Raw genomic sequence first — 20,507 nt, 5'->3', positions numbered from 1 at the left:
GCCCAGGTCGTGGTCGTTCAACGTCCCCGGCGCGCGGAGAAAGACAGCGCTGTCGCCGTAGGTGGCGGCCACCTCGAAGCCGAAGACGCCGGTGTAGAACTCGACGGCACGCGGGACGTCGCGGATGTAGAGGACGGCATGATTCAGACGGCGGACGGACACGGGGTCTCCTCGGGCGGGACGGGTGGACGGGCGGACGGGCTGTCAGGCGATCTGGAGGGAGCGGATCGAGTTGCCGAACCACATGCGGTCGATGGCGCTGGTTGCGGTGCGGAGGTCGGTGGCGGCCCCGGCGGTGAGCAGGAGTGGGACGTAGTGGTCGGCTGTCGGGTGGGCGATGTCGGCTGCGGGCGCCTTGCGCCGGTAGTCGGTCAGGGCGTCGATGTCGCCGTGCGCGAGCGCGTCGACGGCCCAGGCGTCGAACGCGGCCGCCTGGGCGGACTGGTCGGCGAGTCCGGGGTTGCGCAGGGCGTCGAAGTTGTGGGTCATGAATCCCGACCCGATGATGAGGACGCCTTCGTCTCGTAGTACGCGGAGCTTCTGGCCGAGTACGAGGAGCGCTGCCGGGTCGAGGCTGGGCATGGACAGCTGTACGACCGGCACGTCGGCGGCGGGGAACATCGCCAGGAGCGGGATGAACGCGCCGTGGTCCAGTCCCCGGTTGGTGTACTGGTGTACCGGGGTCGTGGCACCCAGGATCCCGGCGAGCCGGCGGGTGAGGTCGGTGGCGTCCGGGGTGGGGTACTTCAGGGTGTAGTAGCGCGGGTGGAATCCGCTGTAGTCGTAGTACAGCGGGGTTCCGGCCGCGGACCCCGAGATCGCGACCGGGGCGTTCTCCCAGTGGGCGGAGACCACGACGATCGCCCGGGGCTTGGGCATCGACTGCCCCCAGGTGAACAGGTCCTCCAGCCACTGCGGGTCGTTCAGGACCGGCGGGGCGCCGTGACTGACGAACAGCGCGGGCAGCGCGCCGTCGCTCTGTTCCCATGCGCGCTGTGCGCGGGCCTGTGGCAGGACGCGGGCCAGCAGGTCGTCGTAGGCGCCGGCCTGGACAGCCGGGTTGAGGAGGTCCACGGCTTCGGTCGTCATGACCGGCCTTCCTTGTCGTTGAGGGTGCATCCGGACTCTCGCCGTCGCCGTCGCCGTCGCCGTCGCCTTCGCCGTCGCCTTCGCCGTCGGGGAAGGGGCTGGGGAGAGTGCCGGTGGCCGGCAGAGCTGCTCCGGACGCATCCGGAGTTTGATCACATTCCCGGGCATCAACCCAGTGGCAGCCGGTGACCGACCGCCATCAGGTGCGGAGGCTTGTTCACGGAGCCCCGCGTAGCTCCTCCTTGCGGCTTTGAACTGCAAGGACGCCATTTTGGAGATCCCGTGAACAAGCCTCGTGGGCTTGGGAAACCGTTGAAGGTCTCGTACGTCGCCCTAGTGCGCGTCAGTTCCTGGTGGTCTTCAGTGCGCCGGCCCAGGACTCCAGCTGGGTGAACAGGATGGTGGCCGCGGCGTCGTGGTGTGCGCCGGGGGTGAAGGTGGAGAAGCTCTCGAAGTCGGTGAGCAGCGAGAAGGACAGCTGCTGACGTACGTGGGCGAGCTGCAGTTCGCTGGCGATTCCGCGCAGGTGCTCGATCGCCCGGGCGCCGCCGAGGCCGCCGTAGGAGACGAATCCGGCCGCCTTGTTGTTCCACTCGGCGTAGAGGTAGTCGATCGCGTTCTTCAGGACGCCAGAGGTGGAGTGGTTGTACTCCGGAGTGACGAAGACGTATCCGTCGAACTCGCCGATCTTTGCAGCCCAGGCCTTGGTGTGGTCATTGGCGTAGGCGCCCCGGCTCGCCGGCACCGCTTCGTCCAGGAGCGGCAGGGGGTGGTCGATCAGGTCGACCAGTTCGTAGTCGGCGCCCGTGCGCTCCTTCGCCTTGGCCAGTACCCAGTCCGCCACGGCCTTGCCGTTACGGCCCGGGCGGGTGCTGCCGACGATGACGGCGATCTTCAGGTCGCTCATGAGTGGTTCCTTCGATACTCGAACACTGATGACTTGAACGTTCAAGTGCGACGCTACACCTCGGTGACTTGAATGTTCAAGTCGAGGTCGAGCTGACCTAGGATGCGACCATGCCTGCCGAAGAAGAACCCGAGATGTCCGACCCGCGGTGGCTCACCGCCGACCAGCTCGCCGCGTGGCGCTCGGTCATGAGCCTCCTGAAGCAGCTGCCCACCGCGGTCGAGTGTCAGCTCCAGCGGGACTCGCAGCTCAGCTTCGTGGAGTACTACGTGCTGGTGCTCCTGTCCGAGCAGCCCGGGCGCCGGGTCCGGATGAGCGACCTCTCGACCCTGTCCAACCTGGAACTCTCACGCTTGTCCCACATGGCCCGCCGCCTGGAGAAGCGCGGCATTCTCGCCCGCGAACCCGACCCGACCGACGGCCGCTACGTGCACGCGATCCTGACCGACGCCGGTTCCGCCTGCCTCACGGAGGCGGCACCCGGGCACGTGAACCGCGTGCGCGACCTGTTCATCGACGCCCTCACCCCCGAGGAACTGCAGGCGCTGCGCCGATCCGCCGACAAGGTCGTCGCCCGCATCAACAAGGTGGCAGAGCGGAGCGAGAAGGCGCCGCCCGGCGGACGCCACGATCTGGAGAAGCCTTCGAACCCTTGCCTGCCGGATTCCTGGACCGCCACAGACGGCTCCAGCCCATGATCACGCGGATTCAATGACCGCCCGGAGTCAACCCGGGAGGCCCGCCGGTCCGGCCGGTACCGTCCGCTGGCCCTGTTCGCGGGCGAGGCGGTGGCCGCGCAGCGCGATGACGCTGTAGAGCTGCCGTCCGATCTGCAGGGTCGGGTAGGCGCCGGCGAAGGCGGCCGCGCGGTGGGTGAACGCCTCGGGCAGGGCGGCGGCCATCACCAGCGCGGCCGGCATGACCGCCAGCAGTACCCGCTTCACCGGCCTGCGCGTGAGGTCGAAGAAGTTGGTGAACCAGACCGTGGCCACCCACGCCGGCCAGACGGCGAGCATGAGGATCAGCGTGTGGGGATCTGTGGCCTTCCGGTTCCTCTCGCCCCGCTCCCGGATGAGGGCGGTGACGGGCACGCTCGGCGCGGCGGGGGCCTCTTGCCACCCGCACTGCGCCGACGTCCCGAGAGCAATCCCGAAGATCCACGGCTTTCACCGGCATTCAGTCCGTGGGAGATGGGTTCGGCGTTTCGCCGTAAGGGCGTCCCGTTCCAACGGGCTGGGGGCGACTGTCACCGCGATTGACTTCCGGGCGGCTTCAGTCGACCGGAACGGCCTGCGGTGCCTGCCGCGGCACGGTGGCGGATGCGGAGGTGGGGCGGCGCGGGCGGGCGAGCAGGACGGCGGCCAGGCCGGCGATCACCCAGATCGTCAGCGTGATCGACGGCCGCACGGCCTGCGCGCCGTCGAAGAACGCCACGGACCGCAGCAGTGAGCCACCGGCGCCGGGCGGCAGCCACTGGCCGATCAGCCCGGCCGGCTCGGGCAGCAGCTCGGGGGCGGAGGTCATGCCCGAGAACGCGTTGCCGATCAGCATGCAGAGCAGGGCGCCGACGCCTATGCCGGCCGGGCCGATCAGTGCCGCGATTCCGGCCACGGTGGCGCCGACCGCGAGGGCCGTGAGGCCGAGTGCGCCGGCTTCGGCCCACCAGTTGCCGGTGAGGGCGCCGAGCCAGCTGTGGGTGAGCGCGGCTGCCACGATGCCGACCAGGGCGGCCGAGCCGAGAAGGGCAAGGACTCCGCGGGTACCGCGCAGTCCGAGGAGCGTGATGACGGCGCCGGCCGCGATTCCCGCGAGGGTCATCGGCAGCAGGCTGGAGTTGAGTACGGCGCCGCGCGGGTCCTTGGCCGGCGCCGCGACCACATCGGTGATCTGAACATGCGTGCCCTTCGGGCTCCCCGCGGTGACCGCCTGCTGCAGCAGCTGGGCCGCCACCGTGCTCGCGGCCGAGGCGGTGAGCAGCTTCGGTCCCTGCTGGGTGACGACGACCGCGCCGTATACCGTCCGGGCCTCAATGGCTGCACGGGCCGCGGCTTCGTCGGCGTACCGGTGTATCTCGAACGCGCCCGGCTTCTGCTGAAGTTGCTTCTGAACGCCTTCGGCCGCCGCCGCGGGGCCCGCGATCCCGATGGGGAGATCGCGCGGTGCGATCCGGCTGGCCGGCCAGGCGAACGCCCACAGGGCAAGGGTCACGAACACCGGGATCAGGACTATGACAGCGATCAGACGCCTGCCCTGTGGCGGAGACGGCGGCGCGGACGTGGCGGAGGAGGCGGACATCGAGGCTCCTGAAACAAAGAGAATGAGCATTCGTTTTGGATGGGTCACTGTGTTGCAGGCCGTGGCGCTTGTCAAGAAATGAATGTTCGTTCTACGTTGGGCGCATGGCTCGCGTATCCCAGGAACACCTCGATGCCCGCCGCCGCCAGATCTTGGACGGCGCCACGCGCTGCTTCAGCCGCAACGGCTTCCACGCCGCGTCGATGCAGGACGTCCTGCGCGAGGTCGGTCTCTCCGCGGGCGCGGTCTACCGCTACTTCACCAGCAAGGACGAGCTGATCGCAGCCATTGCGACCGAGGCTCTCGCCACCGTCCGGGCCGCGTTCGAGCGGGCTGCCGAGGAGCACCCGCCGCCACTGCCCGACGTACTGCTCACCCAGACCCTCGGCGACGTGTTGGCCGGCGGAGTGCTCGGCGGCGGCCCAAGGTCCGGCGACGAGCCCGAGTTTCCCCGAGTGGCCCTGCAGGTATGGGCGGAAACCTTGCGCAACCCGGAGCTGGCCAAGGCCCTGCGCCAGGGGTTCGACGAGATGCACGGGGTCTGGAGCAGAATCGTCACGGCCTACCAGGAGGCCGGGCTGATGAGGGCCGACGTACCGGCCGACCGCGTGGCGCGCACCCTGATGGCGCTGGCGCAGGGGTTCATCGCCCAGCAGGCCCTGTTCGGAGATGTGGAGGTCGAACAGGTGCGGGACGGGCTGCGCGGCCTGATGTCCATGACGGAACCCAGGGTCGGCTGACGAGCGGGGGAGGAGCCGCCTCGGCCCTGACAGTCCGCCCCCGCGCCTCCCTTCTGCCGGCGCTGGGCGCGTCGCGGGCGGTGAGGCGGTTGTCGTGCCGGCGCCCTGCGTTCAGTCGGTGAGTCCGCGCGCTATCCGGTCGAGGTCTTCGAGGAGTCCGGCCAGCCGCTCTTGGGGGATCGCCTCGATCATGCGTGCTTCGATCGGATAAACAACGCCTTGGGCGGCGTTCAGCCGGCGTCGGCCTTCGTCGGTGAGGTCGGCGGGGCGGGCCCGGCCGGTCTCCACAGTGGCCGGCCGGGTCAGCAGACCCGCGTCCTGGAGGCCGCGGAGCACCACGTTCATCGACTGGCGGGTGACGAAGGTGGCGCGGGCGAGCTCCGCGTTCGACAGGCCGGGACGCGCCGCGAGAACCTCCAGGCAGGCGTACTGCGGGACGGTCAGGCCGTGCTCGCGCAGCGCCTGGTCCATGGAGGCGCGCAGGGCCGCGTGGGCGCGCTTGAGGCGGTACCCCACGTGATCGAGCACGTCCTCGGCCGGGTGGGGCAGGGGGATCTCCGGGTGCGGGCTGTCCTTCATGTCCATATTTTGACACCTGCGACGCCGAGGTCTAACGTCGAGTATGTCAAAGTCCTGACATTGAATGAAGTGAGCGAGGAGAACACCATGCCCGTCAGCATCGATGGCCCCGACTTCATCGCCCTCCAGGTCCGTGACCTGCAGGCGGCCGCGGAGTTCTGCGAGAAGAACCTCGGCCTGACCCGTACCCCCGCCTCGCCTCCCGGCGCGATCGTCTTCGACACCAAGCCCGTCCCCCTCGCTGTCCGCGACCCGCTGCCCGGCACCGACCTGGACTCCGGCCGCCCCGGCCTCGGCGTCGCCCTGTGGTTCTCCACTCCCGACACCCAGGCCTTCCACGACCAGCTGAGCGCCAACAGCGTCAAGATCCTCACCCCGATCACGGACAGCCCCTTCGGCCCGATGTTCTCCTTCGTCGGCCCCGAGGGCTACGTCCTGACCGTCCACCAGGCGCGCTGACCGTGCCCGCCGTCTCCCTCACGCCCCAGGGTCCCTTCTCGCTGGCCGCCTCCACCCGGTTCCTGGAGGGCTTCACCCCCGCCTCCTACGACGACGCCCCCGACGGCGTCCTACGGCTGGCCTTCCCCACCGATGACGGCCGCTCCGTCATCGGCTGCGCCCTGCGGCAGAAGGAGACGGCGGACGGCGCCGCCGCCGCCGGAACCGTCCACGCCGAATACACCCTCCACACGGACGGCGAGGCCACCGAGCCCGGTACGGGAACAGCGGCCGCCAAGGCGGCACGGGCCCAGATCGCCCGCATCCTCTCCCTCGACGTGGACGCCACAGACTTCCCCACCCTCGGCGACAGCGACCCGGTCGTCGCCGGCCTCCAGGCCGAGTTCGCGGGCCTGCGCCCGGTGCTGTTCTACTCGCCGTACGAGGCCGCCGCCTGGACGATCATCGGCAACCGCATCCGCATGACCCAGGCCGCCCACATCAAAGCCCGCCTCGCCGAGCAGCACGGCCAGGCCCTCGACGTCGCCGGCCGCCAACTGCACGCCTTCCCCACCCCCGGCGAGCTGCGGCGCATCGGCTCCATCCCCGGCCTCACCGACATCAAGGTCGAGCGCCTGCACGCACTGGCCGACGCGGCCCTGGACGGACGCCTCGACGCCGCCCGCCTGCGCGAGCAGCCCGCCGAGTTCGCCCTCACCGACCTCAGGGAACTGCCCGGCATCGGGCCCTTCTCCGCCGAGCTCATCCTCATCCGCGGCGCCGGACACCCCGACGTCTTCCCCGCCGCCGAACCCCGCGTCCACAAGGCCATGGCCGCCGCCTACGGTCTCGACCCCATCGCCGCGGCCGACACCGCCCGCCTCGCCAGGATCGCCGACGGCTGGCGCCCGTACCGCAGTTGGATCGCACTCCTCCTGCGTGCCCACGCACAGGACCAGCCCGTACCTCAGGGGTGAGTCCGTACTCCTCCGCCTGCGATGTCCGTCCATGAGGTGGCGGGTGAGGATCGCGGCCACGGCCGTGAGTGCCGCGACGTGGGTCGGCTCGGTGGGAGCCCAGTGAGCCAATGATCTGGGCGATCTCATCGCCGAGGGCGATGATGGCGAACAGCCCGAACCGCTCGGCCAAGTGTCCGACATCGATCGGCGGCTTCGCATGCCGAAGCCAGGTGGCGAGCCGCTCCTCCTGTGGGTCAGGCTCCCGTCATGCCCCGGTTGGTGGCGCGTTCATCGCTGCCGTCAGGAACGTGATGGCCCAGCGCCGGGCCGCCTCGCCGGTCGCGGGGGAGGGGCAGGTCGGGGAGGGCTGCTGGTAGACCTCGACGCGGTCCATGGCCGTCACGGCGAGGATCCCGCGCATCCGGAACCACAGCTCCTCCGGGGCCAGCCCGGGCAGTGCGCGCGCGAAGGCGGCCAGGTAGCGCTCGCGGACCGCGTCCTCGGCCGGGCCGGTCCAGCTGCGCGCCTCCTCGGCAGGGTCGCTGAGGATCGTCACGATCAGCCGGGACGTCCGGGCGCCGCCCTCGTCCCCGGCCGGCATCTCGTCGAACAGGGGCCCCGCGAACGCCTCCACCAGGTCGGTGACCGCAGGCTCCGGGGTCTGTGCGAGGAGCCGGTCGAGCCCGGCGGACTGGGCGGCGTTGATGGGCTCGATCACGCGGCGGGCGACGGCGGCCAGCAGTTCCGCCTTCGAGCCGAAGTGATATCCGACGGCGGCCAGGTTCGCTCCGGCGAGGTCGGTGATCGCGCGGACCGAGGTGCCGCGGTATCCGCGCTCGGCGAAGAGGTGCTCGGCCGCGTCGAGGATCTTGGTGCGGGTGTCGGGTGGCGCCATGCCGATGACTGTACATATGTTTGAATGAAACGAACGTATGAATGAGCCGAACGGCGAACGGCGACGCCGCCAATGCGCGATAGAGGATGGCCATGAAACTGCTCGTGTACGGCGCCGGGGTTCTCGGCAGCCAGTTCTCCGCCCGCATGCACGAGGCCGGGCACGACGTCTCGCTCCTCGCCCGGGGCGAGCGCCTGGCCGCCCTGCGCCTCCACGGCGTGCAGCTCGCCGAGGAGGACAGTCCGGCCGTCAGGCGGGTACCGGTGCCGGTGGTCGAGCATCCGGCCGGCCGCTACGACCTGATAGCCGTCCTGGTCCGCACCCATCAGGTGGACGCGGTGCTGGAGTCGCTCGCCGGTGTCGAAGGCGACGTGCTGTTCCTCCACAACTGGGCGGCCGGCCCGGAGCCGCTGGGCTCGGTGATCGGGTACGAGCGGGTGCTGCTCGGCTTCCCCACGGTCGGCGGCACGATGGACGGCGACGTGGTCCGCTACCGGGCGCCCCACTTCATGACGCGCCGGGTGGTGATGCCGATCGGTGAACCCGACGGCCGGACCACCCCGCGACTGGAGCGGATCGTGGAGACGTTCCGCGCCGCCGGGTTCAACGCCAAGGCCGAGCCGCGGATGGACGCCTGGCTCAGGACGCATGCCGCGTTCGAGGTTCCGCTCGGGCAGGCGGTGCACGCGGCGGGCGGCCCCGTGGCGCTGGCCGGCGATCCGGACGCGGTCCGCCGCATGCTCCACCTCATGCGGCAGAACCTGGCCGCCATGCCCGCGCCGCCGGTCCCTCGCGGGTTCGCCGCGCTGCGGACCCTGCCGGAAGGGCTGCTCGTGGCCCTGCTGCGACGCTTCCTGCGGAGCCCGACGGCCGTACACAGTGGACTCAGCAACACCTCACCGGCGACCACGGCCGAGCTCGACCGGCTGGCCGAACAGCTGGCTGCCCGTCCGGAGGGCCGGTAGGCAGGAGGCGGCCGCGCTTCCTCGGCGACCTTCGGGCCGGGAGGCGGTGCAGCCCCTCGCCGGTACTCCGCCGCACTTCCCTGGGGCTTAGGTCAGGTCAGTACCGTGTCCGCGCGCCTCTCGCGCCCGGCGCGCCTTGGCGGTACTGCCGTCGCCCTGCTCGATGTCTCGCTTCACGACCAACCATCACCGGCCGCGTAGCCGGAGCAGCTTGCCGTCCGAACCGCTCCTATGCGGGCGCCTCGAACAGGCGCAGCAGCTGGTCCCTGGTGCGCGTCCACCGCAGCGTGAGCACGTCGCTGTCGAGGCCGGTGATGCGGGAGGTCAACGCAAGTCCCGACATGGCGTTCAGAGCGGTGAAGACGGCGTCCTCGAAGCCGGGAGCCTGTGCGGCTTCCGCGAAGAGCATGGGGCCGATCTCCTGGGCGGTCTTGGTGATCGCCCGGTCGAGCAGGTGGAGGCGCTCGCTGATCTGCGGGGCGATCGGACTGGCCGCGCTGAACTGGAGAACCGCTTGGAACACCGGACCGCGGAAGATCTCCCACAGGGTGTCGAGGCCCTCGCGAGGCGTCAAATCCGTGCGATCGGCCAGCGTTTGGAGTGTCTCGGTGCCGAGCCGTACGGCCAGGTGACCGATCGCCTCGGCGACCATCGCGTCCCGGTTGCCGAAGTGGTGGACCCGGGCGCCGCTGGTGACTCCGGCGCGGGCGGCCACCTTCGTCACGGTGAGGGCCGCGTAGCCCTCCTCGGCGAGGATCTCGATCGTGGCGTCCAGGAGCGCGAGACGGGTCGCGGCGCTGCGTTCCTCCTGGTTGCGGCGCGGCTTGTTCTGGCGGGCGGCGGTCTGGCTCGGCATGCGGTGCATCCTACCTCTTGAGCACATACAGAAATGTATGTATGTTCCGCAGTGAGAGCGAGGTGACTGAGTCATGAGTTCGCTGAAGAGGCTGAGTGACCCCGTCCACGCGGTCGCGGTGATCGCACGGACGGGCCTGATCGATCCGCTCCGGCCCGACTTGATCCTTCGGTTGCGGTGGGACCTGCGGAACTGGGGGCCGGCCGCTGCGGTGCGCGGCGCCGCCCGACGATGGCCGGCCCGGATCGCACTGGTCGACGAGCGCGGCGCGCTGACCTACCGGCAACTCGACCAGCGAAGCGACGCGTTGTGCGAGGCGTGGCGCGCGCGAGGCCTCGGCGGGCATTCGGTGATCGCGGTGCTGTGCCGCGACCACCGGGGTCTGCTCGAGGCGATGTTCGCCGGCGGCAAGCTCGGCGCACGGGTCCTGATGATGAACACCGGTTTCAGCGGACCCCAGTTCGCGGACGTGGCCGAGCGGGAAGGCGTTTCGGCGGCCGTCTTCGACGAGGAGTTCGCCGCGGTGACCGAGCTGCTTCCCGCCCCGGTCCACCGCATGCTCGCCTGGACCGACTCGGGCAGACCCGGCCATCCCACCCTGGAGTCGATGATCGAATCCGCGCCGGGGGCGAGGCTACGGCCACCGGCGTCGGTCGGGTCGCTGGTGATGCTGACCAGCGGTACGACCGGGCTGCCCAAGGGAGCCCCCCGCCAGGTTCGCTCGCTAAGCATCGTCCTGCAGCTGCTCGAACGAGTCCCCTGGAGGAAGGAGGAGAGCACCTTCATCGCCTCACCGCTGTTCCACGGCACCGGAATGGCTCACGCGGTCGTGATGATCTCGCTGGGCAGCCGGGTCGTGCTGCGGCGCAGGTTCGACCCGGAGCAGACCCTGTCGGCGCTGGCCGCCAACCATTGCACCGGCATGGTGGTGGTACCGACGATGCTGCACCGGATCCTGGCCCTGGGCCCGGAGCGGCTCGCGGCCCATGACCTGTCGCGGCTGCGGATCGTGCTCGCCGCGGGGTCCGCGCTCGCTCCCGGCCTGACGGTCCGGGCGCTGGACGCCTTCGGCGAGGTCCTCTACAACCTGTACGGGTCCACCGAGGTGGCCACGGCGACCGTGGCCACACCGGATGAGCTCCGGGCCGCGCCGGGAACCACCGGCCGCACGCCGCGCGGCTGCCGGGTCGGACTGTACGGACCGGACGGCCGTCCCGTCGCGGGTCCCGGAGTGCGCGGCCGGGTCTTCGTGGCGAACAGCCAACGCTTCGACTCCTACACCGACGGACGCAGCAAGGAGGTCATCGACGGATTGATGAGCACCGGGGACGTCGGCCACTTCGACGCCGACGGCCTGCTCTTCATCGACGGCCGGGACGACGACATGATCGTCAGCGGCGGCGAGAACGTGTTCCCCGGAGAGATAGAGAACCTGATCTGCGGCCACGAGGCCGTCCACGAGGCCGCGGTGGTCGGCGTCGAGGACGAGGAGTTCGGCAGACGGCTGAAGGCGTACGTCGTCACCATCCCCGGACGCGACCTGACCGCCGACGACGTGAGGGCGTACGTACGGGCCAACCTCGCCCGCCACAAGGTCCCCCGCGACGTGGTCTTCCTCCCCGAGCTACCGCGCACCCCCACCGGCAAGCTACTGCGCCGATCCCTCACCTGACCCGAGGAGAACGAAGGGCATGAAGCTCGTCACGTACTCCAGAGGTGAAGGCTCCAGGACGGCGGCTCTGGTCCACGGCAACTCCATGAGTCACGACATCTGGCGCGAGTTCGCGGACATCCTCATCCGCGACCACGACCTCTCCCTCGTCCTCGTCGACCTCCGTGGCCACGGGCGAAGCCCCAGGGCGAAGAGCTACGCGATCAAGGAGTTCGCCCAGGACCTGGTCGACACCCTGCCCACCGATCTGGACTTCCTCATCGGCCACTCGCTCGGCGGCGTCGTCTCGGCCCTGGCCGCACCCTCCCTGCGGCCCCGCCACTACATCGGCCTGGACCCCGCCTTCGACATCACCCTCGCCAAAGGACTCGTGCTCCTGCTCGTCGGTCCCCACCAATCGCGCCTTCCGGGCTGGTTCCTGGGGCTCCTCGGCCAGCCGCCCGCCGGGGCCCCGCCGGACACGATGGAGCGGTTCCGTGCGAGCTGGCGGAACTGGGACAGCGGCATGATGTGGCATTTCACCCGCGAATCCCGCCCGCTGATTCCCGCCGGCCCACCGGCCGTGCCCTCCACGCTCGTCCTGGCGGACAAGAGCTTCGTGGTGTCGAAGGCGATGGCCAGGTCGCTGGAGGCCGCCGGATGGGACGTCCGAGTCAAACCCGGAGCCGTCCACGACCTGCAGGTACAGGACCCGGAGGGCCTCGCGGCGCTGCTCGCCGACGTCCTCCTGAAGCGGGAGTAGCGGCCGGTGCCGACCGGCCGGCTGAAGAGGGGACCGGCACCTCTTTCCAACATACATACATCTATGTATGTTTCTTGCATCACCTCACGAAGGAGCCCTGCGACGTGACTGACAAGGCGTACGTCATCGGTGTCGGGATGACGAAGTTCGAAAAACCCGGCCGCCGCGCCGGCTGGGACTACCCGCAGATGGCCAAGGAATCCGGCACCAAAGCACTGGCGGACGCGGGCATCCGCTACGACCAGGTCGAGCACGCCTACGTCGGCTACGTCTACGGCGAGTCGACCAGCGGGCAGCGCGCCGTCTACGAGCTGGGCATGACCGGAATCCCGGTCTTCAACGTGAACAACAACTGCTCGACCGGCTCGACCGCCCTCTACCTCGCCGCCCAGGCCGTCAAGTCGGGCCAGGTCCAGGTGGCGCTCGCGCTCGGCTTCGAGAAGATGCAACCCGGCTCCCTCGGCGCCACGTTCGAGGACCGCGAGCAGCCGATGATGCGCCACATGCAGGCGCTGGCCGAGATCTCCGAGGTCCGGTTCCCGCCCGCCCCGTGGATGTTCGGCGCGGCCGGACGCGAGCACATGCAGCAACACGGCACGACGGCCGAGCACTTCGCGAAGATCGGCTGGAAGAACCACAAGCACTCGGTGAACAACCCGTACGCCCAGTTCCGGACCGAGTACTCGCTCGAGGAAATCCTCGACGCGCCGATGATCTACGACCCGTTGACCAAGCTCCAGTGCTCGCCCACCTCGGACGGCTCGGGCGCGGCCGTCATCGCCAGCGAGGCCTTTGTGGACCGCTACGGGCTCGCCGGGCAGGCCGTGGAGATCGTCGGCCAGTCGATGACCACCGACTTCGCCGGCACCTTCGACGGCACCGCCAAAAGCATCATCGGCCACGAGATGAACGTCCAGGCGGCCCGGAAGGTGTACGAGCAGTCCGGGCTCGGCCCCGAGGACTTCCAGGTCATCGAGTTGCACGACTGCTTTTCCGCCAACGAACTCCTCCTCTACGAGGCCCTCGGGCTCTGCAAGGAGGGTGAGGCCGGACGCCTGCTCGACGACGGGGACACCACCTACGGCGGCCGCTGGGTCGTCAACCCCTCCGGCGGCCTCATCTCCAAGGGCCACCCCCTCGGCGCGACGGGCCTGGCCCAGTGCGCCGAGCTCACCTGGCAGCTGCGCGGCACCGCCGACGCCCGCCAGGTCGGCGGCGTGAACGCCGCCCTCCAGCACAACATCGGCCTCGGCGGCGCCGCCGTGGTCACCGCCTACCAGCGCGCCGAGCGCTGACACCACCAGGAGACACCACCATGGGTCAGATCCAGCACAGCACCGAACTGCCCGCCGCACCGGAGAAGGTGTGGGCGATCATCGCCGACCCGCAGACCTGGGACCGCTGGTTCACCATCCACGGCAGCTGGCTCTCGGAGCCGCCGGCGAGCCTTTCCGCGGGCGCCCACCTCACCGAGAAGGTCGTCATGCTCGGCATGGCGAACAAGATCGAGTGGACGGTCGACGCGTACGAGGAGCCCACGACCCTGCGGCTGTCGGGCACCGGCATGGCCGGGGTCAAGACGTCCTTCTCCTTCGGCCTCAAGCCCTCCGACACCGGCTCGATCATCAGCATCGAGGCCGAGTTCTCGGGCGCGATGATCGTCGGAGCGCTCGGCAAGGCCGTCGAGAAGGACTCCGGCAAGCAGCTCGAAGCCTCGCTCGCGAAGCTCACGGAGCTGGCGGCGTGAGCCTCGACTTCAACGACGCCGCGCTGGGCCGGTGGGCGGAGGAGGAGAGCCGCTTCGAAGTGACTCGGGAGCGCATCACCGCGTACGCCCTGGCCACCAACGACCCGATCCCGGCCCACCTGTCCGGTGACCTCGCACCGCCCGTGTTCGCGATCGTCCCGGTCTTCGAGGCGCTCATGACGCCGGTCCTGGACGTCGTGCCGGTCGAGCTCTTCGGGCGGGTCGTCCACGGTGAGCAGGACTTCTTCTTCCACCGTCCGGTCCGGCCGGGCGACGCGCTGGTCTCGCGCGGCAAGGTGACCGGCTACGAGGGCCTGCCCAACGGCACCCGCGTCACCGTCTACCTCCAGTGCCGCACCGAGGCCGGCGAACTGGTCAACGAGCAGTACGTCACCTGCTTCCTCCGCGGGCACGACGCCGGAAAGAAGATCGGCGACCTCAGTCCGGGGCACGCCCTGGCCCCGGACGTTCGCGCCGGCACGCCGATCGCCAAGGCGACCCAACACCTGGACGCCGACCAGACCTTCCGCTACGGGCCCGCCGCCGGCGACCCGATGCCGATCCACCTCGACGAAGAGGTTGCCCTCGACGCCGGACTGCCCGGGATCATCGCGCACGGCCTGTGCACCATGGCCTTCACCTCCTGGGCCCTGCTCACCGAGATCGGCGGGAACGACACCGCCCGCCTGAAGCGGCTCGCCGTCCGGTTCGCCCGTACCGTCCGGCCCGACTCCGACCTGCGGACCAGCATCTGGCAGACCGGAACGCACACGTACGCCTTCGAAACCGCCGTCGGCGACGAGGTCGTCATCAAAGACGGCCTCGCCGAGTTCAGGGACTGAGGAACATCATGGGTGCACTGGAAGGACGCGTCGCCGTCATCACCGGCGCGGGCCGCGGCATCGGCCGTGAACATGCGCTGCTCTTCGCCCGCGAAGGCGCGCTGGTCGTCGTCAACGACCTCGGCGGGGCCAACGACGGCAGCGGCGAGGACTCCGGTCCCGCGCACGACGTCGTCGCGGAGATCATCGCCAGGGGCGGCCGGGCCGTGGCCAACACCGACGACATCGCCGCATGGGACGGAGCCCGCGCCCTGATCGCCCAGGCCGTCGCCGAGTTCGGCCGGCTGGACGTGGTCGTCAACAACGCCGGCATCCTGCGCGACGCCTTCCTGGCCGGGATGGAGGAATCCCAGTGGGACTCCGTCATCGCCGTCCACCTCAAGGGCCACGCCGCCGTCCTGCGGCACGCCGCTGCCCACTGGAAGGCCGAGTCCAAGGCCGGACGACAGCCCCATGCGGCGGTCATCAACACCGCCTCGGCCTCCGGCATCACCCTGCCCAACGCCGGCCAGGGCAACTACGGCGCCGCCAAGGCGGCCATCGCCGCCCTGACCCTGGTCGCCGCCGACGAACTCCAGCGCTACGGGGTCCGCGTCAACGCCATCGCGCCGATCGCCCGGACCCGGCTGACCCTGGCCACCCCCGGGATGGGCGCGATCTTCGCCCAGGAAGTCGGCGAAGGCGAGTTCGACGCCTTCGCCCCGGCCAACATTTCCCCGCTCGTCGCCTACTTGGCCGCACAGGAATGCACGCTCACCGGACAGGTCTTCGCCGTCCAGGGCGGATCCATCCAGCGCCTCACCGGCTGGACGGTCGCCGACACCACCGAGACCGAGGAGCCGTGGACCATCAAGGACATCGCGGGCCGCCTCGCGGAATGGAAGTGACCCGATGATCGAATGGTCCGACACCGATCTCGCGGTCCGCGAGGCCGTACGCGCCTTCGTCGACAAGGAGGTCCGGCCCCACCAGGACGCCCTGGAGCACGGCGATATGGCGCCCTACCCGATCATCCGCAGGCTCTTCGAAGCCTTCGGGGTCGATGCTCTCGCCACCGACGCGTACAACAAGATCATCTCTGCCTCCGGGCGGGACTCGGGCAGCAAGGGCAAGGACGGCGCAGGCTCAGGGGCAGAGCAGGCGAGCCTGGCGATGATCGCGGTCGCCGAGATCTGCCGGGTCTCCATGGGCCTGGTCGCCACCGCCGGGGTCAGCATCGGCCTCGCCGCCGGAACGATCATTTCGCGCGGCACCCCGGAACAGAAGGAACGCTGGCTCCTCCCGCTCCTGACCTTCGAGAAGGTCGGCGCCTGGGCCATCACGGAGCCCGACTCCGGATCCGATGCCTTCGGCGGCATGAAGAGCACCGTCACCCCCAACGGCGATGGCTACCGGCTGAGCGGCCAGAAGACCTTCATCACCAACGGCCCGGACGCCGACACCCTCATCGTCTACGCGAAGCTCAACGACGGCAGCGACACCCCTGTGCGCCGCCGCCCCGTCCTGACCTTCGTCCTCGACTCCGGGATGGAAGGGCTCACCCAGTCCAAGCCCCTGCGCAAGATGGGCCTGCACTCCTCACGCACCGGGGAACTGTTCTTCGACAACGTCCACCTGGGACCCGAGCGACTGCTCGGCGCCGCGGACGGACAGGACGGCCGCGACAGCGCCAAGGCCAACTTCACCCTCGAAAGGGTCGGAGTCGGCGCGATGGCCCTGGGCATCATCGAGGAGTGCCTGCGCCTGTCGGTCGACTACGCCGGGACCCGCGAGCTGTGGGGACAGAAGATCGGCGAGTTCCAGCTCATCCAGCTCAAGCTCGCCGACATGGAAACCGCCCGCATCAACGTCCAGAACATGGTCTTCCGCGCGATCGAACAATTCCGAGCCGGCGCGCAGCCCACGCTCGCCGAAGCCTCCGCGGTCAAGCGCTACTGCTCCCAGGCAGCCACCGAAGTCGCCATGGAGGCGGTCCAACTCTTTGGAGGAAACGGCTACATGGCCGAGTACCGCGTCGAACAACTCGCCCGCGACGCCAAGTCCCTCATGATCTACGCGGGCAGCAACGAAATCCAGATCACCCACATCGCCAAGGGACTGCTGAGGAACTGACGCCCGCCCGGCGGTGAGGATCCAAACGCCCGCCCCTCACCGCCTTCACAGGCCTCACGGCACACGTGCAGCAGTCTGAAGGCATCCGTGCGAGCGGGGTCCGGGACCGTCCCGGTGATCACAGCGGGCCGGTGCCGTAGCGCCCGGATCGCGGCGCCCAGGCGTCCGCCCGCCTCATGGACGTCCTCGTCTCGGAGCTCTGGTCCCTGCGCGTGCCCAGGTCTGGAGCGCGCGCACTTCGACGCCGAACGCCGCAGCCGCTCGACCTTGTGGTCGAAGGTGCCCATCCGGCGGCTGCCGAGGGTGGGCAGGATGTGGTTCTCGGGTTCGGGTGTGGTCGTCCGAGGGCGGTGTGGAGGTAGGCGTATCCGGCGCTGTTTCGGCGGTCCTTGTTCGGGCTGCCGCCCGAGGGCCTTGTGACCGCCGCCGTCGGGGATCCGTCCGGTCTCGGCCGCGGTCCTGCGGGGCTGGTGCGCAATCCACACCGAACCCGGAGGCCCCTCACCGCCCTCACCCGTTCCAAGAACCTGGCACGCCTGTCACCAACGTCCCCAAACGACACACCTGGGCCGGTGGCCTTGGCCGGCGCTGGTCCAGTCAGCCCTGTACAGGTCGATGGACGGCCCCGAGGCCTGGCTGTTGATCTTGCCTCGAAGGTGGGTCAGATTGCGACATTCGGAGTACTGGCGACATGTCGTGATTGATAATCAGATATAACTACGCATATAACGATCCTCGCAGCTCGAACAGGGACACTCCCTGATCGGGTCGTTCGAGGAGGATCCATGCAGCACTTCGCCGTTCGCGGGAATCCGCGCGTGGGGAGCTTCCGGGGGTACGTGTCGAAGTATGGCGTTCGGAAAGCATCGTGCACGGTACTCGCTGCCGCTGCCGCAGCCGTTCTGACGCCGTCCGTCGCCCTGGCGGCTCCTGCCGCACCCGGCACGTACGCATACGTCGCCAACACGGGCCAGGGCAAGGTCCGGGTGTTCGACACCGCCACGAACGCCCTCGTGACGAGCATCGACACCGGAGCGTTCAGCGGGCCCCTGCAGGTCGCCGCTACGCGAAACGGCAAGAAGGTCTACGTGACGGAGCGGGACTCGGGCGCCGTGTCGGCGATCGACGCTCTCACCAGCACCGTGGTGGCCGAAGTCCCCACGGGGAACGGCACTCCGGAGAGCGTGGCCATCTCGCCGGACGACAGTCGCGCCTATGTCACCGTGGAGGGGAACGGGCTGGCCAACCGCGTGGTGGCGATCAACACCGCCACCAATGCCATCGCGGGCACCCTCGACACGGGGGCGGACACGCTCCCGAACGGGCTGGCGGTATCCCCGGACGGGAAGCGACTCTACGTCGCCTACCGGGGCGCAGGTGTGGTGGCAGTGATCGACTCCGCCACCATGACGCTCATCACGACGGTGGACGTCGGACCGAGCGGACCGCGCAAGGTGGCCATCTCGCCGAGCGGCGCACGTGTCTACGTCACCGAGAACACCTCGGGCGAGGTATCGGTCATCGACACCGCCACCAACACGGTCGTCGTGCCGATTCCGGTCAACCAGGGGCTGGACGGCGTGAAGGTCTCGCCGGACGGAAAGCGCGTCTACGTCGCCGACCGCAACAACGCCCGGGTGGCGGTCATCGATGCCGCCACGAACAGCGTCGTCACTTCGATCCCCACCTCCGGGGATCCCGCGGAAATGGCGGTTTCCCCCACCGGAGCCCGGCTGTACGTCAGCCACCCCAACGGCGCGCACGGGGTATCCGTCATCGACCTCGCCACCAACTCCGTCTCCGCGACCATCGACAGTCCCGAAGGCGCGCTCATCGGAATCGACCTGGGCTCGGTGCCGGGGACCTCGAAGGTGTCCTGCCCGGCCGGCAGCGTGCTGACGGGCGGCGGCTTCGGATCCACCGGTCCCGCACCGGATCAGCTCGTCAGCAGGCCGGTACCCGGCACCAACGACTGGGAGGTGAACGGGCAGAACCGAACGCGGGACGACGTCACCCTCACCCCGTATGCCGTCTGTGCCACGCCATGACGGCCTCGCGACGACCCGAAGGCAGCCGCCGACTGCCCACGGGCCGCGGGTCCACTTCCAGCGGACAATGATCAGGAGCAAGTGCATGCCGTCTGAAAGCACAGCAGCAACGCGGCGGAGCGGTCCGCCACGCCGGACCGGATGGGTCGCCGGAGCCGTCGTCTCGCTCGCCCTCACGGGTGCCGGTTTCGCGGCGCCCGCAGCCGCCGCCACCCCGCAGGACCCGTCGGACGCGCAGTACCTGACGGTGGATCCGCCTCCGCAGTACGACGAATGCGGCGAGGGGCGGCCATGGGACGAGTCGTGCGAGCCCCACCCCGGAGAGCCTCCGTTTCCTCCCGGACCCCCCGGACCCCCCGGACCTCCCGGACCTCCCGGACCTCCCGGACCCCCCGGACCGGCTGGAGCCCCCGGTCCTCCCGGAGCCCAGGGCGCTCCGGGGGTCCCCGGCCCGGCCGGTACCCCGGGATCAGCCGGGCCCGCCGGACCCCAGGGAGTAGCCGGACCTGCGGGCCCTCCTGGTCCCCCCGGACGCGTTTTCACCCTCGTCGTCACGGGCCAGCCCGTCTTGATCCCCGCGGCCCCGTAGCGGCACCGGGCCCCGCGCGGGCTGCCGCACCGCACGGCCGGCACGACCACGTGCTGCCGGCCGTGCGTGTCAGCCGTGGCGCAGAGACCCCAGCAGGCCTTCCGGGAGGGACTCCGAGTGAGCGTCGGCCACCGCCGCCCAGTCGGCGGGCCGGTCGAGGGGAGGGCGTTCGGGCCGGCGCGGCAGTGACACGGGCGCGGCGCTTCCGAGTCGCCGGGCGACGTCCTCGCGCAGCTTCGGCAGCAGCGCGTAGAGCGTGTCACCGGGACACGCGGTGCTGTTGAAGTCCCGGTGCCCGTAGATCTCGGAGGCCGGCACGTCGTACTGGCGGCACACGCGGGCGCACAGGTCGGCGAGGACGGAGAACTGCGCCGGCGGAGGCTGCACCGTCATGTAGGTGCCCTCGTTCTCGATGCCGATGGCCACGTTGTTCTGGCCGACGCAGTGGGCGCCCCGTACCGTCTGGGCCCCGGCGTCCAGCGCGGCGAGGCTGTGGTGCCGCCCCTCGAGGACGAAGGCACCCCTGCTGATGGTGAAGTGCTGGCCGGTGTCGATCCAGCCCTGCATGTCCATGTGGTACGTCTGGATGGCACGGGCGAGTCTGAGGGCCCGCTCCCGCGAGTAGTCCGTGACGTTGGCCGTGGCCGTGTGGTGGATGATGATCTTCTCGGGCCGCGAGGCGAGCAGTACGACGGGTTCGGACGCCTCGCGGGCGCCCCAGCCGGCGCAGTCGGTGATCTCGGGTGCCGGGTGGCCGTCGCGGCGCTGGAATGCCCGGGGGCCGGTGGAGGCCCTGGCCGGGGCGGCGGCGGTGGGCAGGATGGAGGCGGCTCCGACCGCGAGCGCGGCGGATACCAGCGCCCTGCGGGTGAGCCGGGAGTGCGGTGTGAATGTCATGGAGCAGCCGTTCCGGTGGGGGGAGACGTCCCATGGAACGAGGCGGGGCCCCCGGGGGCACGCAGGCGCTCCGGGGACGCGGTCCGTTGGTCCTTCGGGAGGACGGCGAGTCGGCCGCACGGTGTATCTCTCTGG

General features: G+C 70.0%; 22 protein-coding genes and 1 pseudogene. 13 read left to right on the top strand and 10 right to left on the bottom strand.

Features of this window, described 5'->3' with window-relative positions; genetic code table 11:
- From ACFWNV_RS01650 to ACFWNV_RS01640, 3 genes are all read right to left on the bottom strand, one after another.
- The coding region (locus ACFWNV_RS01650) for a VOC family protein (protein WP_383938832.1) at positions 1–162 on the bottom strand (162 nt) is incomplete at its 3' end.
- 42 nt (positions 163–204) lie between these two features.
- Positions 205–1,089, bottom strand: a complete 885-nt coding sequence (locus ACFWNV_RS01645) for a DODA-type extradiol aromatic ring-opening family dioxygenase (RefSeq protein WP_383938815.1) — start codon at positions 1,087–1,089, stop codon at positions 205–207.
- Between the two features lie 343 nt (positions 1,090–1,432).
- Positions 1,433–1,996 carry an NADPH-dependent FMN reductase gene (locus ACFWNV_RS01640; protein ID WP_383938813.1) on the bottom strand — a complete coding sequence of 188 codons (564 nt, stop codon included), beginning with the start codon at positions 1,994–1,996 and terminating at the stop codon, positions 1,433–1,435.
- 110 nt (positions 1,997–2,106) lie between these two features.
- Here ACFWNV_RS01640 and ACFWNV_RS01635 point away from each other — a divergent pair, with 110 nt between their 5' ends.
- Positions 2,107–2,694, top strand: a complete 588-nt coding sequence (locus ACFWNV_RS01635) for a MarR family winged helix-turn-helix transcriptional regulator (RefSeq protein ID WP_383938810.1) — start codon at positions 2,107–2,109, stop codon at positions 2,692–2,694.
- A gap of 27 nt (positions 2,695–2,721) precedes the next feature.
- Here the strand turns inward: ACFWNV_RS01635 and ACFWNV_RS01630 are convergent, their stop codons facing one another.
- Both ACFWNV_RS01630 and ACFWNV_RS01625 read right to left on the bottom strand, forming a co-directional pair.
- On the bottom strand, positions 2,722–3,087 hold the full coding sequence (locus tag ACFWNV_RS01630; RefSeq protein ID WP_383938807.1) for a low temperature requirement protein A: 366 nt from the start codon (positions 3,085–3,087) through the stop codon (positions 2,722–2,724).
- A gap of 181 nt (positions 3,088–3,268) precedes the next feature.
- Positions 3,269–4,291, bottom strand: coding sequence for an ABC transporter permease (locus tag ACFWNV_RS01625; protein WP_383938804.1), 1,023 nt, complete (start codon positions 4,289–4,291; stop codon positions 3,269–3,271).
- Positions 4,292–4,395: 104 nt separating this feature from the next.
- Here ACFWNV_RS01625 and ACFWNV_RS01620 point away from each other — a divergent pair, with 104 nt between their 5' ends.
- The gene (locus ACFWNV_RS01620) at positions 4,396–5,031 is read left to right on the top strand and encodes a TetR/AcrR family transcriptional regulator (RefSeq protein WP_383938801.1); all 636 of its coding nucleotides are present in this window, start codon (positions 4,396–4,398) and stop codon (positions 5,029–5,031) included.
- Between the two features lie 111 nt (positions 5,032–5,142).
- Here the strand turns inward: ACFWNV_RS01620 and ACFWNV_RS01615 are convergent, their stop codons facing one another.
- Entirely contained in the window at positions 5,143–5,610 is a 468-nt protein-coding gene (locus ACFWNV_RS01615) for a MarR family winged helix-turn-helix transcriptional regulator (protein ID WP_383938798.1), read from the bottom strand.
- A gap of 87 nt (positions 5,611–5,697) precedes the next feature.
- On the opposite strand from ACFWNV_RS01615, the gene ACFWNV_RS01610 reads away from it, so the two are divergent.
- Together ACFWNV_RS01610 and ACFWNV_RS01605 are read left to right on the top strand one after the other, a co-directional pair.
- Entirely contained in the window at positions 5,698–6,069 is a 372-nt protein-coding gene (locus tag ACFWNV_RS01610) for a VOC family protein (protein WP_383938829.1), read from the top strand.
- Between the two features lie 2 nt (positions 6,070–6,071).
- On the top strand, positions 6,072–7,025 hold the full coding sequence (locus ACFWNV_RS01605; RefSeq protein WP_383938795.1) for a DNA-3-methyladenine glycosylase family protein: 954 nt from the start codon (positions 6,072–6,074) through the stop codon (positions 7,023–7,025).
- A gap of 100 nt (positions 7,026–7,125) precedes the next feature.
- Here ACFWNV_RS01605 and ACFWNV_RS01600 read toward each other — a convergent pair.
- Positions 7,126–7,224 (bottom strand): annotated as a pseudogene (locus ACFWNV_RS01600) (low temperature requirement protein A); the annotation flags it as partial.
- Positions 7,225–7,272: 48 nt separating this feature from the next.
- On the bottom strand, positions 7,273–7,902 hold the full coding sequence (locus ACFWNV_RS01595) for a TetR/AcrR family transcriptional regulator (protein WP_383938792.1): 630 nt from the start codon (positions 7,900–7,902) through the stop codon (positions 7,273–7,275).
- A gap of 92 nt (positions 7,903–7,994) precedes the next feature.
- Between ACFWNV_RS01595 and ACFWNV_RS01590 the strand changes: the two genes are divergently transcribed.
- On the top strand, positions 7,995–8,867 hold the full coding sequence (locus ACFWNV_RS01590; RefSeq protein WP_383938789.1) for a ketopantoate reductase family protein: 873 nt from the start codon (positions 7,995–7,997) through the stop codon (positions 8,865–8,867).
- 229 nt (positions 8,868–9,096) lie between these two features.
- Here the strand turns inward: ACFWNV_RS01590 and ACFWNV_RS01585 are convergent, their stop codons facing one another.
- Positions 9,097–9,723, bottom strand: coding sequence for a TetR/AcrR family transcriptional regulator (locus tag ACFWNV_RS01585; protein ID WP_383938786.1), 627 nt, complete (start codon positions 9,721–9,723; stop codon positions 9,097–9,099).
- Positions 9,724–9,796: 73 nt separating this feature from the next.
- Here ACFWNV_RS01585 and ACFWNV_RS01580 point away from each other — a divergent pair, with 73 nt between their 5' ends.
- The 8 genes from ACFWNV_RS01580 to ACFWNV_RS01545 all read left to right on the top strand — a co-directional run bounded on the left by ACFWNV_RS01580 (position 9,797) and on the right by ACFWNV_RS01545 (position 18,886).
- Positions 9,797–11,395, top strand: coding sequence for an AMP-binding protein (locus ACFWNV_RS01580; protein ID WP_383938783.1), 1,599 nt, complete (start codon positions 9,797–9,799; stop codon positions 11,393–11,395).
- Positions 11,396–11,414: 19 nt separating this feature from the next.
- Positions 11,415–12,137: an alpha/beta fold hydrolase gene (locus tag ACFWNV_RS01575; protein WP_383938781.1), complete on the top strand. Its 723-nt coding sequence runs from the start codon at positions 11,415–11,417 to the stop codon at positions 12,135–12,137.
- 104 nt (positions 12,138–12,241) lie between these two features.
- Complete coding sequence (locus ACFWNV_RS01570; protein ID WP_383938778.1) at positions 12,242–13,432, top strand: lipid-transfer protein; 1,191 nt, start codon at positions 12,242–12,244, stop codon at positions 13,430–13,432.
- Positions 13,433–13,452: 20 nt separating this feature from the next.
- Positions 13,453–13,884 (top strand): SRPBCC family protein, encoded by a 432-nt coding sequence (locus ACFWNV_RS01565; protein ID WP_383938775.1) that lies wholly within the window; start codon positions 13,453–13,455, stop codon positions 13,882–13,884.
- Positions 13,881–14,726: a MaoC/PaaZ C-terminal domain-containing protein gene (locus tag ACFWNV_RS01560; RefSeq protein ID WP_383938772.1), complete on the top strand. Its 846-nt coding sequence runs from the start codon at positions 13,881–13,883 to the stop codon at positions 14,724–14,726. Before ACFWNV_RS01565 ends, ACFWNV_RS01560 begins: the two co-directional genes overlap by 4 nt.
- A gap of 8 nt (positions 14,727–14,734) precedes the next feature.
- Positions 14,735–15,613 (top strand): SDR family oxidoreductase, encoded by an 879-nt coding sequence (locus ACFWNV_RS01555; RefSeq protein ID WP_383938769.1) that lies wholly within the window; start codon positions 14,735–14,737, stop codon positions 15,611–15,613.
- A gap of 4 nt (positions 15,614–15,617) precedes the next feature.
- Positions 15,618–16,838 carry an acyl-CoA dehydrogenase family protein gene (locus ACFWNV_RS01550; protein WP_383938766.1) on the top strand — a complete coding sequence of 407 codons (1,221 nt, stop codon included), beginning with the start codon at positions 15,618–15,620 and terminating at the stop codon, positions 16,836–16,838.
- Positions 16,839–17,824: 986 nt separating this feature from the next.
- Complete coding sequence (locus ACFWNV_RS01545) at positions 17,825–18,886, top strand: beta-propeller fold lactonase family protein (RefSeq protein ID WP_383938763.1); 1,062 nt, start codon at positions 17,825–17,827, stop codon at positions 18,884–18,886.
- Between the two features lie 658 nt (positions 18,887–19,544).
- On the opposite strand, the gene ACFWNV_RS01540 is transcribed toward ACFWNV_RS01545, so the two are convergent.
- Positions 19,545–20,372: a peptidoglycan recognition family protein gene (locus ACFWNV_RS01540; protein WP_383938760.1), complete on the bottom strand. Its 828-nt coding sequence runs from the start codon at positions 20,370–20,372 to the stop codon at positions 19,545–19,547.
- Positions 20,373–20,507: the final 135 nt, after the last annotated feature.

Origin of the sequence: Streptomyces sp. NPDC058401 (genome assembly GCF_042722885.1) — a bacterium.
GTDB lineage: Bacteria > Actinomycetota > Actinomycetes > Streptomycetales > Streptomycetaceae > Streptomyces.
The sequence above is the reverse complement of the archived record's forward strand: the minus strand, read 5'-3'. Positions and strand labels throughout refer to the sequence as shown.

Coding starts and splice junctions, on each gene's coding strand:
- ACFWNV_RS01635 (WP_383938810.1), top strand. CDS start 2,107: ATGCCTGCCGAAGAAGAACCCGAGATGTCCGACCCGCGGTGGCTCACC.
- ACFWNV_RS01595 (WP_383938792.1), bottom strand. CDS start 7,902: ATGGCGCCACCCGACACCCGCACCAAGATCCTCGACGCGGCCGAGCAC.
- ACFWNV_RS01610 (WP_383938829.1), top strand. CDS start 5,698: ATGCCCGTCAGCATCGATGGCCCCGACTTCATCGCCCTCCAGGTCCGT.
- ACFWNV_RS01580 (WP_383938783.1), top strand. CDS start 9,797: ATGAGTTCGCTGAAGAGGCTGAGTGACCCCGTCCACGCGGTCGCGGTG.
- ACFWNV_RS01640 (WP_383938813.1), bottom strand. CDS start 1,996: ATGAGCGACCTGAAGATCGCCGTCATCGTCGGCAGCACCCGCCCGGGC.
- ACFWNV_RS01575 (WP_383938781.1), top strand. CDS start 11,415: ATGAAGCTCGTCACGTACTCCAGAGGTGAAGGCTCCAGGACGGCGGCT.
- ACFWNV_RS01555 (WP_383938769.1), top strand. CDS start 14,735: ATGGGTGCACTGGAAGGACGCGTCGCCGTCATCACCGGCGCGGGCCGC.
- ACFWNV_RS01625 (WP_383938804.1), bottom strand. CDS start 4,291: ATGTCCGCCTCCTCCGCCACGTCCGCGCCGCCGTCTCCGCCACAGGGC.
- ACFWNV_RS01590 (WP_383938789.1), top strand. CDS start 7,995: ATGAAACTGCTCGTGTACGGCGCCGGGGTTCTCGGCAGCCAGTTCTCC.
- ACFWNV_RS01565 (WP_383938775.1), top strand. CDS start 13,453: ATGGGTCAGATCCAGCACAGCACCGAACTGCCCGCCGCACCGGAGAAG.
- ACFWNV_RS01645 (WP_383938815.1), bottom strand. CDS start 1,089: ATGACGACCGAAGCCGTGGACCTCCTCAACCCGGCTGTCCAGGCCGGC.
- ACFWNV_RS01585 (WP_383938786.1), bottom strand. CDS start 9,723: ATGCCGAGCCAGACCGCCGCCCGCCAGAACAAGCCGCGCCGCAACCAG.
- ACFWNV_RS01620 (WP_383938801.1), top strand. CDS start 4,396: ATGGCTCGCGTATCCCAGGAACACCTCGATGCCCGCCGCCGCCAGATC.
- ACFWNV_RS01540 (WP_383938760.1), bottom strand. CDS start 20,372: ATGACATTCACACCGCACTCCCGGCTCACCCGCAGGGCGCTGGTATCC.
- ACFWNV_RS01550 (WP_383938766.1), top strand. CDS start 15,618: ATGATCGAATGGTCCGACACCGATCTCGCGGTCCGCGAGGCCGTACGC.
- ACFWNV_RS01615 (WP_383938798.1), bottom strand. CDS start 5,610: ATGAAGGACAGCCCGCACCCGGAGATCCCCCTGCCCCACCCGGCCGAG.